Raw genomic sequence first — 15,551 nt, 5'->3', positions numbered from 1 at the left:
TGAAGGCTGACCGTACACGGTGAAAGGATGCGGACACAGTTGGTGACGATCCATGACGTGGCGCGAGCCGCCGGTGTCTCTCCGGCGACCGTCTCGCGTGTCTTCAACGGCGGCAAGGTCACACCGGCACGTGCCCTCTCCGTACAAGAGGCCGCGGCGGCCCTCGGGTTCGCCCCCAATCGGGTGGCGCGGTCGCTGCGCAAGCAGCGGTCCAGCGTGATCGCGCTGATCATCCCGGACATCGAGAACCCGTTCTTCACCTCGCTCGCCCGTGGCGTCGAGGACGCCGCGCAGCGCACCAGCCTTTCCGTCGTCCTGTGCAACTCCGACGAGGACACCGACAAGGAGCGCCGCTACCTGGAGGTGGCTCTCGGTGAGCAGATGGCGGGCGTGATCGTGGCGGCGGCGTCCCAGGGCGAGACGGACCTGGGGCCGCTGACCGACCGGCGTGTGCCCGTGGTCGCCGTCGACCGTCGGCCGCGCGACGCCGAGGTGGACGCGGTCCGGGTGGACAACCACCACGGTGGCGAGGTGGCCACCCGCCACCTCCTGGCGGCCGGGTACCACAGGATCGCCTGCATCACCGGACCCGAAGGGGCCTCCACCTCCGAGGAACGACTCGCGGGCCACCGTACGGCGTTGCGGGCCGCCCAGGGCGGTCCGGCCGCGGCCGACGACACCTACGTACGGCATGCCGACTTCCGGGTGGACGGGGGCCGCGCGGCGATGCGTGAACTGCTGGCGCTGCCCGAGCCGCCCGATGCCGTGTTCGTCGCCAACAACCTCATGACCATCGGTGTCCTCGACGCCCTCCGCGAGGCCGGCCGCACCCCACCCGAGGTCGGTGTGCTCTCCTTCGGTGACGTTCCCTGGGCGTCGCTGGTACGGCCGTCCCTCACCGCGGTCGAACTGCCCTCGTACGAGCTGGGGCGCACCGCCGCCGACCTCCTCCTGCAGCGCATGGACGGCAGCGTGTCGCCGGTGCAGACCGTGGTGCTGCGCACAAAGCTGCAGGTCAGGGAGAGCACGGCCGGCCCTGCCCGGACCTGACGGGGCCCCTGACCCGTCGGGCAGGCGTCGCCGCCAGGATGTAGTTCCAGTTGGCGAGGATGAGGGAGATCGCCGAGGCCGGGCGGATTGGCCGGGACATCGGCAGGACGATGTCCCAGTGGACCCGCCAGTGGCCGCAGCCGTCGATGACCTCCTCCTCCAACTCCTTCGGCAGCCCCCAGCCGACGGGCGACCAGGAACCGCGGAATCAGCACCACCGGCACGGTGACCGGCGGCGTCGCGAAGCTGGCACCGAAGAGCTTCTCGCGCCCCGGGAAGCGCAGCCGCGCCAGTGCGTAGGCGGCCGTCGAGTGAAAGAACAGCACCGCCATGGTGAGCATGCTTGAAATCCATTTCACCACTACGTAGAGCGGGCTTCAGGGGAGGCAGAGGGTTAGTCATGCGGTCGATCGCGGGGTGCCGATGCGCGCCGCTGATATGCCTCTTCTCCAGGGCAAGGGCCATTCGTGTGGTCGCCCTTGACGCTGAAATCGTTTTCTGCCAGCGTGCTCGCCATGCCTCGCAACGCAGTCATCGGAGTGGACATCGGCACCTCGAGCACCAAGGGCGTCCTCGTCGGTCTCGATGGCGCACTGATCCGCTCGGCCACCCGGGAGCACACCCCCGCGAGACCGGGTCCCGGCCACTTCGAGATGGACGCCGCCGTCTGGTGGCGCGAGTTCACCGAACTCGCCCGCGAACTGACCGCCGCGGAGGACACCACCGTGGTCGCCGTCGGGGTCAGCGGCATGGGCCCCTGCGTCCTGCTGACCGATGAGCACGACACCCCGCTGCGCCCCGCCGTGCTCTACGGTGTGGACACCCGCTCGGTCCAGCAGATCCAGCGCATCGAGACGCGGCTCGGCGCCGACGAGATCATCCGCCGCGGCGGCTCCGCCCTGACCACCCAGGCCGCCGGGCCGAAGATCGCGTGGATCGCCGAGGCGGAACCCGAGCTCTACGCGCGGGCCAAGCGCCTGTACATGCCGAGCTCCTGGCTGGTAGGTAAGCTCACTGGAAACTACGTCCTGGACCACCACTCGGCCAGCCAGTGCACTCCGCTGTACGACACGCTCGCCGGCGGGTGGTACGCCCCCTGGGCCGCCGAGGTCGCCCCCGGGATCGAACTGCCGCCGCTGCGCTGGCCCGGCGAGCCGGCCGGCGTCCTCACCCCCGAGGCCGCCACGGCGACCGGTCTGCCCGCCGGTATCCCCGTCACGACCGGCACCATCGACGCCTGGGCCGAGGCGCTGAGCGTGGGTGCGCAGAACATCGGCGATCTGATGCTGATGTACGGCACCACCATGTTCCTCATCCACACCGTGCCCAAGCCGCTGACCAGCCCGTCCCTGTGGGGCACGGTCGGTGCCCTGCCCGGGACCCGGAATCTGGCCGGTGGCATGGCCACCTCCGGCGCGGTCGCCAACTGGCTGAAGGACCTGTTCGCCGACGGCGACCACGCCGAACTCACCGCGCTGGCCGCGGAGTCGGGCGTCGGCGCCAACGGCCTGCTGATGCTCCCGTACTTCTCCGGCGAGCGCACCCCGATCATGGACCCCGACGCCCGCGGAGTGATCGCCGGGCTGACCCTGTCCCACACCCGCGGCGACCTCTACCGGGCCGCACTCGAGGCCACCGGTTTCGCCGTCCGCCAGAACGTCGAGGTCATCGAGGCGGCCGGCGGCGACATCCGCCGGGTGGTCGCCGTCGGTGGCGGCACCCAGGGCTCGCTGTGGACACAGATCGTCTCCGACATCACCGGACGCCCACAGGAGTTGCGCGCCATCACCATCGGCGCGGGCTACGGTGACGCGCTGCTGGCCGCCCAGCTCGTCGGGGACGCCTCCATCGACGACTGGAACCCGGTGCGCGAGACGGTGACGCCGCGCGCCGAACACACCGGACGCTACGACGAGCTGTACGCCCTCTACCGGCGGCTGTACCCGGACACCGCTGCGACCGTCCACGCGCTGACCGCACTACAGGAGCGCTGAGCCCCCCGCGCACTCTCAGCGCCCCCGCGTGCCCGGCGCCCCGCCCCACCGCCTTCAGCGCTCCAGCGTCAGCTACCCATGGCCGAACCCACTTCGTTCATGGTGATGTCGACCCTGGCTGGCTGATGTCGGTGCAGTGCTTGTTCTTTGAACTGGATTCGGTTTTGCTGGGAGAGTCGTCCCATGACCGGAGGGGAGTCGCGTGCGCGCGGAAGAAGTCGATCTGCTCATCATCGGTGCGGGTATGGCGGGGTTGACCGCCGGTGCCCGCGCGGTTCGCAATGGTCTGTCCGTCACGGTCGTGGAGATCGGTGCGGGCGTCGGTGGTTCCGCGCTCTTCGCGGGCTACGCATGGACCGCGCCGAGCCACGACATCATGGACCAGCACAATCCGTACGGAGACACCGCGCTCAAGCGAGCCCTCGTGGATCGGTTCCCCGAGGGCATCTCATGGATCCGGTCCCTCGGCGTGGACATCAAGGACGCGCAGCGCGTTCTCAGTTTCGGCCGCGGGCACCAGTTCGACACCCATCAGTACGTCGCCACCTGTCATCAGGCCATCCGCCGAGGCGGTGGCACGTTGCTGTTGGAGACCCGCGCCGAAAGGCTGGTGGTCGAGGACGGTGTCGTGGCGGGGGCGGAGCTGCGACTGGCCGATGGCACCCACATGCGTATGCGCGCCGGGTCCACACTCATGGCGACCGGTGGGTTCCAGGGCGATACGGAACTCCGCGCCACGCATGTGCACCCCCGTGCCGGGGACATGGGGCTCCGCTCCAACCCCTTCAGCCGCGGCGGTGGCTACCGTCTGGCCACCGGGGCCGGTGCCGCCACCGGCCACGATGACGCGGGCTTCTACGGCCATCTCATCCCCAGCGGCATCCCCTTCGCCGACCCGGCGGACTTCGTCGACCTGTCGCTCTACTACAGCGAGCACGCCCTGCTGTTCAACGTGGACAACGACCGGTTCGTCGACGAGACGCTGGGGGACCACCTCACCGCCATGGCCCTGCTGGAGCAGCCCCAAGGCCGGGGCCTGCTCATCGCTGACGCCCGGGTGTTCCGTGACTGGGTCGTCGGCTCGTATGTCGAGGGCGCGGTCGCCGTGGACAAGTTCGCTCTGGCCGGCAAGCGGGGCGGCCGGGTGGGATTCGCCGAAGACCTCGACGAACTGGCCTACCTTCCGGAGGAATGGGGGTACCGGGGCGATGCCGTGCGCGACGCGGTCAGGCTGTTCAACGAACACGCCGCGGCGGGGCTGGAGCCGGCGCCCGGCCGGGAGCTGGACCGCCTCCCGCTCGACGAACCGCCGTACTACGTGATCGAGGCGGTGCCGGCCATCACCTTTCCCTTTCACGGTGTCCGTATCGACGACCGGGCCCGCGTACTGGGCAGGGACGGCGAACCGCTCCCCGGGCTCCTCGCGGCCGGGTCGGACACCGGTGGCCTGTGGCACCGCGCCTACGCCGGCGGCATCGCCTCGGCCCTGGTGTTCGGGCTGACCGCCGCGGACACCGCCACCGCGACGGCAGCACCGGCGACGGACTGAGGGCTCACCCACGAAGCGCCTGGGTCGTCCGCCGCGGCGGACGACCCAGGCGCTTGGCTCATCCGCCGTGGCGGATGGTGTCCCGTCAGCGTGCCGTCCAGCCGCCGTCCACGTACAGCTCGGAGCCGGTCACGAAGCTCGCGTCCTGGGAAGCGAGGAACGCGACGGCCCCCGCGACCTCTTCCGGCGTGCCGAGCCGCCCCATGGGGGTGCCCTCGACCATCGCGGTGTGACGGGGTGTGCCCTGCCAGAGTTCGCGGGAGAGCGGGGTCTCGATGAAGCCGGGGTGGATCGAATTGACGCGGACGCCGCGCGTGGCCCAGTGCAGCGCGGCGTTCTTCGTCATCAGCCGGACCGCGCCCTTCGCCGCGTGGTACGAGAACTGACTGCCGAAGCCCCCCACCGTGCCGAAGATCGACGCGATGTTGATGATCGAGCCGCCGCCGGAGCGTTCGATCGCGGGTCCACCGTGTTTCATCCCGAGCCAGACACCGCCCTGGGTCACCGCGATGACCTTGTCCCAAGACTCCTGGGTCTCCGTCTCCACGGTGCGCATCTGGGCGATACCCGCGTTGTTGACGAGCACGGACAGGCCGCCCAGTTCGGAGACCACGCGTTCGACCGCGCCGCGCCACGCCTCCTCGTCGCTCACGTCCAGCGCGAGGCCCAGCGCCTGCGCTCCGTCGGCCGCCAGCTCCTTCGTCAGCTCCTCCGCCAGCTGGTCGCAGCGGCCGGCGTCCACGTCGGTCACCACCACCGTGGCGCCCTCGATGGCCAGCCGCCGTGAGATGGCGGCTCCTATGCCGCCGGTCGCGCCGGTGACCAGGGCGATCTGTCCGGACAGTCGGTCTCGCACGGGCTCTCCTCCGTCTCGCGTGATACCTGGCGTGGTGTCGCGCCCGGCGTCTCGTGTGTCAGTCGTCACGACAGCAGCTCCAGCCCTGAGCGCAGCAGCGCGGGCACCGCGGAGCCGACCCGCTCGAATCCCGTTCCGACCGTCTGTCCCGCCGAATAGCGGGCGTGGATGCCCTCCGCGATGACGGCGAGCTTGAAACAACCCAGCGCCTGGTAAAAGGGCAGGCCGCCGATGTCCCGTCCGGACTTCTCGGCGTATCGCTCGGCCACCTCGCGGCCCGAGGGAAAACCGGAATTGGCCGTCGGGACGTGGCGCGCCGCGAGGACCGGTTCGCAGGTCCGGTCCCAGTACATGAGCAGCATCCCGAGGTCGGCCAGCGGATCGCCGAGCGTGGCCATCTCCCAGTCGAGGACGGCGGCGATCCGCCCGAAGTCGCCGGGTGCCAGGATGACGTTGTCCAGGCGGTAGTCGCCGTGCACGATGGCCGGGGCGCCGCTCGCGGGCAGGGAACGGGTCAGCCTGCCGTGCAGTTCGTCGAGGTCGGGCAGGCTCCGCGTGGCGACTTTTTCCCATTGCCCACGCCATCGCCGCACCTGGCGCTCCAGATAGCCGTCGGGCCGGCCGAAGTTGTCGAGCCCGACGCTGGCGGCGTCCACCGAGTGCAGTGTGACCAGGGCGTCCACCAGCGCGTCGGCGGCGCGCCGCGCGTCGTCGGGCGGGAGTGCGGCGGCCTCGTCGCCGTCGCGCAGCACCGGGCCTTCCACGAAGCCGACGACGCAGAACGGCGCTCCGATCACCTCCGGGTCCGTGCATGACAGTACGGTCCGGGCGACCGGCACCGCGGTGTCGCCGAGCGCCGCCACGACGCGGTATTCGCGGTCCATGTCGTGCGCGGTCGGTGTCAGGACCCCCAGTGGCGGCCGGCGCAGCACCCACCGGTGTGTTCCGTCGGTCACCGCGTAGGTGAGATTGGAGCGTCCGCCCTGGAGGAGTGTGATCCCGAGCGGGCCCGCGCACTCGGGTACGTGGCGTTCGAAGTAGCGCTGCAACGCGGCTACGTCGACACCGGCCACCGGCGTCCCGGAGCTGGTCATCGGGTGGCCTTCCGCTCCCGCGCCGCCCGCACCGCGCGTTTGGCGATGGCCCAGCGATGGGTCTCGGAGGGGCCGTCGTAGATGCGGAACGGACGCACCTCCCGGTACAGCCGCGACAGCGGGGCGTCCCCCGAGATGCCGAGCGCACCGCATATCTGGACGGCCCGGTCGACCACCCGGTTCACCGCCTCGGAGACATAGGTCTTGGCGATCGACGTGTGCTGGGCGGCCGGGCGGCCCTGGTCCAGCTCCCAGCAGGCCCGCCACAGCACCGCCCGGCTGGTCTCGATGTCGATCTCGGAGTCGGCCAGCATCTGCTGCACCATGCCCAGTTCGGCCAGCGGCTTGCCGAAGGCCGAACGGTCCGCCGCGCGCTCCAGGGCGATGTCCTGCGCCCGCCGGGCCACGCCGAGCCAGCGCATGCAGTGGGTCATGCGCGCGGGCCCGAGGCGTACCTGGGCATACGCGAAGCCCTGGTCCACCTCGCCCAGTACGGCCTCGTCCGTGACCTCGCAGCCTTCGAAGGCGATTTCGCTGTGCCCGCCGAAGAGTCCCTGGTCCAGGGTGTCGATATTCCGGACGATCTTCATGCCGGGGTTGTCGGCGGCGACGAGGAACATCGTGGCGCCGCCCGGGTCGCCGGGGCCGCCGCTGGTGCGGGCCATGCAGATGGCGAAGGCCGCCCCGTCGGCGCCGCTGATGAACCACTTGCGACCGTCGAGCCGCCAGCCGCCGTCGATCTTCGTCGCGGTCGTCGTGAGGGCACGCGGGTCTGAGCCGGCGCCCGGCGCGGGTTCGGTCATCGCGAAGCACGAGCGCGCCTCACCGGCCGCCAGCGGGCGCAGATACCGCTCCTTCTGCTCCTTCGTGGCCACCACCTCGAGCAGGTGTGTGTTGCCTTCGTCGGGAGCCGCGCAGTTGAGCGCGAGCGGCCCCAGCAGCGAGTACCCGGCCGCTTCGAACACCACTGCCTGTCCGCACAGGTCCAGTCCGAGTCCGCCCCATTCGGTGCCGACGTGCGGGGCGAACACGCCCGCCTCGCGAGCCGCGTCCTGAAGGCGGCGGCGCAGCGGCTCCGGCCCGGCATGGACGTTGCCGTCACACGCCTGCTCCTCGGGTATCACCACCTCCCGTACGAACTCGGTGGTGCGCCGTGCGATCCCGGCGACCCGTTCCTCGATCTCGAACCCGATGGGCACGTTGCACTCCCGAGCTTGGCTACTGCCTACTTGTACGGCGACACTTCGCTTTGTGGGCGCGCGACCGCGTACCCTCGGCGCGAAGCTGGTCCGAAGCGCGGGCACCGCACACGGCACGCCCCGCCCGCTACGAGTAAACCGAATCCAATTCAGATCATCAACCGGTCGGACGTGTGTCGATGCGGTGACTCTCTCGCACGGTGCTCCTCCGCCGACTGAACCGCAGGTCGTGCACCGTATGCACGAAGCCCTTCCGGCCCGTGTGCCTGATCGCGTCCATGGTCTCTGCCGCGCCCCGGAGAAAACTCGTGTTCGACGGCTAGCTGTACTGAGTTCAGTTCTGTAGCGTCCCGGGCGTCGGCAAGGTACCGGACCGTGCCGCGGGGAAGGGAGCCGGATCATGAGCACCACACAGCAGCCCGCGCCGCCGGGGGAGGAGCCCGCGCCGCAGGAGGAGTCGGCGTCGTACGATCCGCGTACGGTGCGGCGCGCGATGCTCGCCGGGAGCATCGGCACCCTGATCGAGTACTTCGATTTCAGCGTCTACGGCTATCTCGCCGTGGCGATCGCTCCGCAGTTCTTCCCGGGCGACGATCCGGCGGCCTCGACGCTGGCGGCGCTCGCGGTGTTCGCCACGGGCCTCGTGGTGCGGCCGATCGGCGGTGTCTTCTTCGGATGGATCGGCGACCGCTGGGGGCGTCGCAAGGCGCTGGTCTCCTCGGTACTGTGCATGGGGGTGGCCAGCAGCCTCACCGGACTGCTGCCGACCTACAGCCAGATCGGCGTGTTCGCCGCGGTGCTCCTGTTCATCACCAGGCTGGCGCAGGGCATCTCCTCGGGCGGCGAGTCGGTCGGCGCCTACACCTACATCTACGAGTCGGCGCCACCCCAGCGCAGGGCTTTCCTCGGCTCCGTCACGCCCATCGGGTCCAACCTCGGGTTCATGTTCGCGGCCACGACAGCCGGAGCGATCTCCGCCCTCACCACCAAGGAACAGATGGGCGACTGGGGCTGGCGGCTGCCCTTCCTGATGGCCGTGCCGCTCACCCTCCTCTGCCTGTGGGCCCGGCTGCGGATCGAGGACACCCCGGAATTCAAGGAGGCCGCACAGCGAGCCGACATCCCAGCGGCTCCGATCCGAGAGGTCCTGGCCACTCACCGTACGGCGCTGCTCCAGTCCATCGGCCTGGCCATGGCACAGGGCGGAGCCATCTTCCTCGGGCTGACGTACATCGGCATCTACTTGACCACCAACCTGGGATACGACGCCACGATGGTGTACTGGCTGTCCGCGGGTGTCGTGCTCGTCACCGTGCTGCTCATGGTGCCGGCCGGCCGGCTCTCCGCCCGATACGGCTGTCGGCGCGTCCTGATGGGCGGGCTGCTGGGCTTCCTGGTGACCGCCTACCCCGCGATGCTGCTGATGGGCCAGGGCAGTCTGGCGCTGGCCGGTCTGGCGTATCTGCTCCTGATGCTGGGAAGTGCGTTCGTGCAGGTCCCGGCGGCGAGTCTGTGGCCGCATCTCTTCGAACGCCGGGTCCGCTACACCGGTATGGCGATCGGGTACAACGTCGGCACCGTCCTCGCGGGCGGTACGGCTCCGTACATCGCGGCCTTCCTGGTCGACCGGACCGGGAACCTGCTCTCCCCGGCGTTCTTCGTCATGCTGGTCTGCCTGATCGGCATCGGTTCCCTGCTCACCGTCCGCAAGGATGTCTAGAAGGCGTTCGGCCGTGGCGGCGGCAGGCCGCCACGCACGGCCGCGAGCCCGGCGCCGCTCTAATCCGCGGCGGAGTGGCTGCCGTGGCCGATGGTCTGACCGCCGTCGATGAGGAACTCCCCGCCCGTCGTGTACGAGGCGTCGTCGCTCGCGAGGAAGAGCACCATGCGGGTGACCTCCTCGGGCTCCCCGATGCGCCGCACCGGCTGATGGGCGAAGAGCGCGGGTGAGGCGGTCTCACCCATGGACGTACGGATGACACCCGGGTGGACGGAGTTCACCCGCACCCCGCTGCCCGCCATGTCCAGTGCGGCGGCCTTGGTCATCCCGCGCACCCCCCACTTGCTCGCCACATAGCCGATGCCACCGGCGAACCCCGTCATGCCGGCGGCCGAGGAGACATTGACGACGGCCCCGTGGCCGCGCTCGCGCATGCCGGGCAGGACGGTGTGCATGCCGAGGAAGGCGCCCACCAGATTGACGTCGATGATCCGGCGGAAGTGCTCGGGCGACTGCTCCTCCACCCCGCCGTAGTGCATGATCCCCGCGTTGTTGACCAGGACGTCCACGGGGCCGAGGGTGTCCTCGACCGTGCGGACGACGGACCGCCACTCCGCTTCGTCGGTGACGTCGAGGTGGCAGTACCGTGCGTCGGGGAGTTCATCGGCCAGGGCCGTTCCCTCGTCGTCCAGCAGGTCGCAGACGGCGACCCGGGCGCCCTCCGCGACCAGCCCCCGTGCGTGTGTGGCACCCATGCCCCGGGCACCGCCGGTGACGATCGCTACTTTCCCGTCGAAGCGCATGCTGAACTTCCCTTCCGCATCCGTGAGTTGCCGACATCCGTGAGCCCGCGCGCCCATACGCCCGCGCGCCCGTGAGCCCCGCGTCCATGAGCCGGAGCCATCAGGCCACCGCGAAGGTGATCAGTCCGGTACGAGCACGGTCCGGCCCCGCGCCCGGCCCCGGCGAAGCCGGTCGATCGCCTCCGGAGCGGCGGACAGCGGGAAGCGCTCCGTCTCGACGTGAAGCGCCCCCGAATGTGCCAGCGCGACGACCGCGGCCAGTTCCTGGCGCGTTCCCCAGAAGGGCAGCGAGAGTCGGAAGCCGGGCGGCAGGACCCCCGGCTTGGACACGGTCAGGCTGCCGCCTCCGCTTCCGACGATGGCGAGTTCGCCGCCGGGGCGCAGGACACTGGTCGCGAGTTCCAGCGTCTGTGGGGCGCCGACGAAGTCGAATACGGCGTCCGCTCCCACGCCACCGCTGCGTGCCCTCAGCACGCGGGCGGTGTCCGGTCGCATCAGGGTGCCGAAGTCCGCGCCGGAGCGGTCCGCGAGAGCCAGGGCGTCCTCCCGGACGTCCACCGCCAGTACACGGCTCGCGGTGGTCGCGCGGAGGGCCTGGACGGCCAGGTGGCCGAGCCCGCCGACACCGATGACGACGGCGGTGGTGCCCTCGTCGAGTGCGTGCCGGAGCCCGGCCACGGCGTGGTAGGACGTCAGGCCCGCATCGGAGAGCGGGGCGGCCTGGTCGGCCGGCAGATCGCCGATCGGCACCAGATGGCGGGCGGAGGGGACGAGGAGATACTCGGCCATTCCGCCGTCCCGGCCCAGTCCGGCCCCGTGCCAGCCGAGAGTGTCCCGCCGGTCGCAGTAGTTGTCGGAGCCCGCGGCGCACCGGGCGCAGGAGCCACAGCCCCATGGCCCGTAGAGCACCGCGCGGTCACCTGCCTCCACCCCGTCGGCATCGGGCCCCAGGGCCGCGATCTGCCCGGCGACCTCGTGGCCGAGGGTGAACGGCAGCCGGTAGGGGAGCGCTCTCGGAGGAGCGTCGATGACGTGCAGATCGGAGCGGCACAGCCCGGCGGCTTCGACCCGCACCAGCACCTCGGCGCCGTGAGGGACGGGTCGCTCGACCTCGACCAGTGCCGGGGCCCCGCCCCAGTCCGTCAGCCGCAGTGCCCTCATCTTCACCGTCCCGGGTCTTGTCAGCGCCGCGACTGCCACGGTAACAGAGGTGAAGTCAGTTCAATAGATGCCCAGGGCAATGAAGGAGGTTCGGCGTGACGCGTGAAGACGTCCGGATGGGCGGTTTCGCCGACAGTGTCGCGATGGTGGCGGGAGCCGGTTCCGGCGTGGGCGCGGCGGTCGCTCGGCAGCCGGCCATGGAAGGGGTCGGCGATCCCGAGGCGAAACGGCGCATCGCGGACGCGGCCGTCGAGGGTCGCTCGGTCGAGCTGACCGACTCCCTCGAAGGCGCCTCCTGGCGGCGGGTCCCGCGCGTGAACCTGGACGGAACCTTCCATGTGCTGCGCGCCGCGGTGCGGGTCATGCGGCCCGCCGGGGCCGGCCCCGATCCGGGTCCGCCCCGATCCTGGCGCTGGATGGTCTTGCCTGTCCGGAGCCCTATGCCTACGGTCATGAATTGAGTTCAATTCTCTGATTCCTCGCCCGTCGTACGGGCACGATGGAGATCCCATGCACCCTCGCCACCCCGAGATCGACCCCCAGCTGCTGTCCGAAACGGACGAACAGCGGCAACTGCGCACCGTCCTGCGGGACCTCTACACCGAGGCGAGTGGTGTCGAGGAGGTGTGCAAGCATCTGGCCACCCCGCGCGGATACGACGCGGCGCTCTGGGCGCGGCTCGCGGGCGAGATCGGCGTCCACGGCCTGGCCATTCCGGAGGAGTACGGCGGGTCGGGCTTCACCTTCGCCGAGCTGGCGGTGGCCCTGGAGGAAGCCGGGCGCGCCCTGTACTGCGCGCCGCTGCTGCCCACGGTGGTCCTGGCCGCACACGCCCTGCTGTTCAGCGGTGACCGTGCGGCATGCGAGCGCTACCTGCCGCGGATCGCCGACGGCACGCTCACCGCCACCGTGGCCGGGTTCGGCCCCGATGCGCCCGGTGGGCCTGGCGGGCCCGGTGTCACCGCGGAACAGGGGGGCAACGGCTGGGTGCTGCGCGGCCGGGCGGACTTCGTGCTCGACGGGGCCTGTGCGGATCTGCTCCTGGTACGGGCCGGAACGCCCGCCGGGCCTCGGCTCTTCGCCTGTGAGCCCGCCCCCGGCACCTGCCGGCGGACTCCGCGCCGTGTCCTGGACGAGACGCGGCGCCAGGCGCTGGTGGAGTTCGAGGGTGCCCCGGGCACTGCCGTGGGCACGGCGGAGGAGGCCGAGGGTACGGTTTCGGCCACGCTGGACATCGGGCGGGCAGCGCTGGCGGCCGAACAGGTCGGCGGCAGCGGGTACGCGCTGGAGGCCACCGTCGCCTTCGTGGTCCAGCGCCACCAGTTCGGCCGCCCCATCGGGTCCTTCCAGGCCGTCAAGCACCGGCTGGCCGATGTGCTGGTGGCGCTGGAGGCGGCGCGCTCGGGGTCCGCGTACGCGACCGCCTGCGCCGCCATCGCCTCACCGCAGCTGCCGGTGGCCGCCTGCGCCGCCGCCGTGGTCTGCTCCGAGACCTTCCGCCTGGCGACGGCCGAGTATGTCCAGCTGCACGGCGGTATCGGCTTCACCTGGGAGCACCCGGCTCATCTGTACGTACGCCGGGCGCGCGGCGCCGAGGTCCTGTTCGGCACGGCGGACCAGCACCGGACCCGGCTCGCCGGGCTCGTCGGCCTCACCATCCGCCCCGCTGCCTGAACCCGAATAGGTATGTCTCGATCAAGGGCTTGACACCGTGCGGCTCTGGAATCAAAGTTGTAATGAATTCAGTTCAGTTTCGAAGGGGTGAGGGATGACAACGGAAGAAGAGATCCAGTTCGAGCGCGACGGACACGTCGCCCGGGTGTGGCTCAACCGTCCTTGGAAGAAGAACTGCGTCACCGTGCCGATCCTGGACCGGCTCGACGAGATCATCACCGAGGTGGACGAGGACCCCGAGCTTCGGGTCCTGGTGGTGCGCGGCCGTGGCGGCACGTTCTGCTCGGGGTTCGACCTCGACAGCCTGAAGGCCGAGTACGTCGGCAAGTCGAACGCCATCGACGTCGCGGTGAAGTCCGCGAAGGTGTGCGACCGCCTGTACTCGATGAAGACCCCCTCGGTCGCGGTCCTGGAGGGCCATGTCACCGCCGGCGGCTTCGAGATCATGATCTCCTGCGACTTCGCCATCTCCGCCGACGACGCGAAGATCGGTGACTTTCACATCCGTCGCGCGCTGTTCGGCGGGGCCGGCCCGATCTACCGGGTGCCGCGCATGATCGGCATCCGCAAGACCAAGGAGCTGATGCTCACCGGCAAGCTCCTGTCCGGCGTCGAGGCCGCCGAGTTCGGCCTGATCAACAAGTCGGCCCCGGCCGATGAGCTGGACGCGACGGTCGAGGAGTTCATCAGCCACCTCGCCGACAAGAGCCCCTTCACGATGTGGCTCACGAAGATGACGATCGACCGCAGCCTGGACGCCGACACCCAGTCGCTGATGGTGATGGAGCACCTCGCCGTGGGCGTGGCGCTCAACTCCGAGGACGCCAACGAGGGCGTGTCGGCGTTCCTGGAGAAGCGTGAACCCAAGTGGCAGGGGCGCTGATCCGGATGACCACGGATCCGCGGAGCCCGGCCGCCGGCGGGCTCCAGGGCGCACGTTGCCCGGGTTGCTCGGTGACGGTGTATCCCGCGGACGACACGTGCCCGCGCTGCGGAGGGCCGGCCGATCCGGCGGCCCTCCAGGGCACGGGCACGCTGTGGACCTGGACGGTGCAGCGGTACGCCCCCAAGTCGCCGCCCTACCAGGTCCCGCCCGGAGGCTTCGAGCCGTTCGCGCTCGGCTACGTCGAACTGGCGGAGGGCGTGCGGGTGGCCGCCGTCCTCGACGTCGACGACCTCGACGAGATCCGCATCGGCATGCCTCTCTCCGTGACCGCCGGTCCCGGGGTGCCCCGGGCCAGGCCCACACCCCTGAGCGAGGAGGGCTCTTGAGCACCGATGTGCTGATCTGCGGCGCGGGGCGCACCCCGTTCGGCCGGTCGGAGACGACCGGCCGGCAGCTGGCCGTCGCCGCCGTGAACGCCGCGCTGGCGGACGCCGGGATCGCGTGGTCGCGGGTGCGGGCCGCCTTCGGCGGCAGCGACAGCGCGGGTCTCGCGGACACCCTGGTGGCCCAACTCGGCCTGACCGGGCTGCCGTTCGTCAATGTCAAGAACGGCTGCGCCACCGGTGGCAGCGCGCTGGTCTCCGCCGTGAACGCGATCCGCTCCGGCATGGCGGACGTCGTCCTCGCCGTCGGCTTCGACAAACACCCGCGCGGCGCCTTCGACCCGAGGCCCGAGGACTGGGGCCTGGGAGCGGAGTACGGCAGCGACGGGCTGATGGTGACCACCCAGTTCTTCGGCATGAAGATCCAGCGCTATATGCACGACCACGGCATCACCCCGCGGACCCTCGCCCTGGTCGCCGAGAAGGCGTACCGCAACGGCGCCCTGACCCCCGAGGCATGGCGGCGCGAACCGCTGTCCGCCGAGGAGGTCCTGGAGTCCGGCATGGTCAGCGATCCGCTGACCCGCTACATGTTCTGCTCCCCGGGAGCGGGCGCGGTGGCGCTGGTCCTCTGCTCGCCCGAGGCCGCCGGCGCGATGGACGGCACGCCGGTCACCCTGCGCTCGGCGGCCGTACGCACCCGGCGCTTCGGATCGTTCGAGGTGTTCAGCCCGTGGATTCCCGGGGGCACACTGACCAGCGTCAGCCGTGACGCCTCGGCCGCCGCCTTCGAGGAGGCGGGGCTCGGCCCCGGCGATATCGACGTCTGTCAGCTGCAGGACACCGAGAGCGGTGCCGAGGTCATGCACATGGCCGAGTGCGGGTTCTGCGAGGACGGCGAGCAGGAACGGCTGATCGCCTCCGGTGCCACCGGGATCGGCGGGACACTGCCGGTCAACACCGACGGCGGCTGCATCGCCAACGGCGAGCCCATCGGCGCCTCGGGACTGCGCCAGGTCTACGAGGTCGTCCAGCAACTGCGCGGCCGGGCCGGCGAACGCCAGGTCCCGGACCGTCCCAGGATCGGCTTCACGCATGTGTACGGCGCGCCCGGCGTGAGCGCCTGCACGGTCCTGTCCCGTTGAAAGTCCCGCCGAACGTCCCGTTGAACGGCCCCCGATC

Annotated in this window: 14 protein-coding genes; 9 read left to right on the top strand and 5 right to left on the bottom strand. The window is 70.7% G+C overall.

Annotation, left to right across the window (positions count from 1 at the left end; translation table 11 throughout):
• Window positions 1–27 precede the first annotated feature (27 nt).
• The 3 genes from LIV37_RS08785 (at window position 28) to LIV37_RS08775 (ending at window position 4,593) form a co-directional block, all read left to right on the top strand.
• Window positions 28–1,050, top strand: a complete 1,023-nt coding sequence (locus tag LIV37_RS08785; protein ID WP_243146377.1) for a LacI family DNA-binding transcriptional regulator — start codon at window positions 28–30, stop codon at window positions 1,048–1,050.
• A gap of 515 nt (window positions 1,051–1,565) precedes the next feature.
• Complete coding sequence (locus tag LIV37_RS08780) at window positions 1,566–3,044, top strand: FGGY-family carbohydrate kinase (RefSeq protein WP_121825678.1); 1,479 nt, start codon at window positions 1,566–1,568, stop codon at window positions 3,042–3,044.
• Between the two features lie 202 nt (window positions 3,045–3,246).
• Window positions 3,247–4,593, top strand: coding sequence for an FAD-dependent oxidoreductase (locus LIV37_RS08775; RefSeq protein WP_020866749.1), 1,347 nt, complete (start codon window positions 3,247–3,249; stop codon window positions 4,591–4,593).
• 85 nt (window positions 4,594–4,678) lie between these two features.
• Here LIV37_RS08775 and LIV37_RS08770 read toward each other — a convergent pair whose 3' ends face one another.
• The 3 genes from LIV37_RS08770 to LIV37_RS08760 form a co-directional block, all read right to left on the bottom strand.
• On the bottom strand, window positions 4,679–5,449 hold the full coding sequence (locus LIV37_RS08770) for an SDR family NAD(P)-dependent oxidoreductase (protein WP_020866748.1): 771 nt from the start codon (window positions 5,447–5,449) through the stop codon (window positions 4,679–4,681).
• Between the two features lie 65 nt (window positions 5,450–5,514).
• A complete protein-coding gene (locus tag LIV37_RS08765; protein WP_020866747.1) occupies window positions 5,515–6,543 on the bottom strand; it encodes a phosphotransferase family protein in 1,029 nt (342 codons plus the stop codon).
• On the bottom strand, window positions 6,540–7,742 hold the full coding sequence (locus LIV37_RS08760; protein WP_020866746.1) for an acyl-CoA dehydrogenase family protein: 1,203 nt from the start codon (window positions 7,740–7,742) through the stop codon (window positions 6,540–6,542). Before LIV37_RS08760 ends, LIV37_RS08765 begins: the two co-directional genes overlap by 4 nt.
• 400 nt (window positions 7,743–8,142) lie before the next feature.
• Here LIV37_RS08760 and LIV37_RS08755 point away from each other — a divergent pair, with 400 nt between their 5' ends.
• Window positions 8,143–9,462 carry an MFS transporter gene (locus LIV37_RS08755; RefSeq protein ID WP_020866745.1) on the top strand — a complete coding sequence of 440 codons (1,320 nt, stop codon included), beginning with the start codon at window positions 8,143–8,145 and terminating at the stop codon, window positions 9,460–9,462.
• Window positions 9,463–9,521: 59 nt separating this feature from the next.
• On the opposite strand, the gene LIV37_RS08750 is transcribed toward LIV37_RS08755, so the two are convergent.
• Both LIV37_RS08750 and LIV37_RS08745 read right to left on the bottom strand, forming a co-directional pair.
• Window positions 9,522–10,265 carry a glucose 1-dehydrogenase gene (locus LIV37_RS08750; RefSeq protein ID WP_020866744.1) on the bottom strand — a complete coding sequence of 248 codons (744 nt, stop codon included), beginning with the start codon at window positions 10,263–10,265 and terminating at the stop codon, window positions 9,522–9,524.
• Window positions 10,266–10,385: 120 nt separating this feature from the next.
• Window positions 10,386–11,426, bottom strand: coding sequence for an NAD(P)-dependent alcohol dehydrogenase (locus LIV37_RS08745; RefSeq protein ID WP_020866743.1), 1,041 nt, complete (start codon window positions 11,424–11,426; stop codon window positions 10,386–10,388).
• 95 nt (window positions 11,427–11,521) lie between these two features.
• Here LIV37_RS08745 and LIV37_RS08740 point away from each other — a divergent pair, with 95 nt between their 5' ends.
• The 5 genes from LIV37_RS08740 to LIV37_RS08720 all read left to right on the top strand — a co-directional run bounded on the left by LIV37_RS08740 (window position 11,522) and on the right by LIV37_RS08720 (window position 15,514).
• The gene (locus LIV37_RS08740; RefSeq protein ID WP_020866742.1) at window positions 11,522–11,887 is read left to right on the top strand and encodes a Rossmann-fold NAD(P)-binding domain-containing protein; all 366 of its coding nucleotides are present in this window, start codon (window positions 11,522–11,524) and stop codon (window positions 11,885–11,887) included.
• Between the two features lie 49 nt (window positions 11,888–11,936).
• Window positions 11,937–13,100: an acyl-CoA dehydrogenase family protein gene (locus tag LIV37_RS08735; protein WP_020866741.1), complete on the top strand. Its 1,164-nt coding sequence runs from the start codon at window positions 11,937–11,939 to the stop codon at window positions 13,098–13,100.
• 94 nt (window positions 13,101–13,194) lie between these two features.
• The gene (locus LIV37_RS08730) at window positions 13,195–13,983 is read left to right on the top strand and encodes an enoyl-CoA hydratase/isomerase family protein (RefSeq protein ID WP_020866740.1); all 789 of its coding nucleotides are present in this window, start codon (window positions 13,195–13,197) and stop codon (window positions 13,981–13,983) included.
• Window positions 13,984–14,054: 71 nt separating this feature from the next.
• Window positions 14,055–14,372, top strand: a complete 318-nt coding sequence (locus tag LIV37_RS08725; protein ID WP_243146378.1) for a Zn-ribbon domain-containing OB-fold protein — start codon at window positions 14,055–14,057, stop codon at window positions 14,370–14,372.
• The gene (locus tag LIV37_RS08720) at window positions 14,369–15,514 is read left to right on the top strand and encodes a thiolase family protein (protein WP_020866738.1); all 1,146 of its coding nucleotides are present in this window, start codon (window positions 14,369–14,371) and stop codon (window positions 15,512–15,514) included. Before LIV37_RS08725 ends, LIV37_RS08720 begins: the two co-directional genes overlap by 4 nt.
• The last annotated feature ends 37 nt before the right edge of the window (window positions 15,515–15,551 follow it).

The organism is Streptomyces rapamycinicus NRRL 5491 (assembly GCF_024298965.1).
GTDB lineage: Bacteria > Actinomycetota > Actinomycetes > Streptomycetales > Streptomycetaceae > Streptomyces > Streptomyces rapamycinicus.
Note: the sequence above shows the minus strand (reverse complement) of the source record. Positions and strands in the feature narration are given on the sequence as shown.

Bases quoted from the DNA above. Each gene is read 5' to 3' on its own strand.
- LIV37_RS08780 (WP_121825678.1), top strand. From the start codon at position 1,566: ATGCCTCGCAACGCAGTCATCGGAGTGGACATCGGCACCTCGAGCACC.
- LIV37_RS08750 (WP_020866744.1), bottom strand. From the start codon at position 10,265: ATGCGCTTCGACGGGAAAGTAGCGATCGTCACCGGCGGTGCCCGGGGC.
- LIV37_RS08745 (WP_020866743.1), bottom strand. From the start codon at position 11,426: ATGAGGGCACTGCGGCTGACGGACTGGGGCGGGGCCCCGGCACTGGTC.
- LIV37_RS08730 (WP_020866740.1), top strand. From the start codon at position 13,195: ATGACAACGGAAGAAGAGATCCAGTTCGAGCGCGACGGACACGTCGCC.
- LIV37_RS08765 (WP_020866747.1), bottom strand. From the start codon at position 6,543: ATGACCAGCTCCGGGACGCCGGTGGCCGGTGTCGACGTAGCCGCGTTG.
- LIV37_RS08735 (WP_020866741.1), top strand. From the start codon at position 11,937: ATGCACCCTCGCCACCCCGAGATCGACCCCCAGCTGCTGTCCGAAACG.
- LIV37_RS08755 (WP_020866745.1), top strand. From the start codon at position 8,143: ATGAGCACCACACAGCAGCCCGCGCCGCCGGGGGAGGAGCCCGCGCCG.
- LIV37_RS08785 (WP_243146377.1), top strand. From the start codon at position 28: ATGCGGACACAGTTGGTGACGATCCATGACGTGGCGCGAGCCGCCGGT.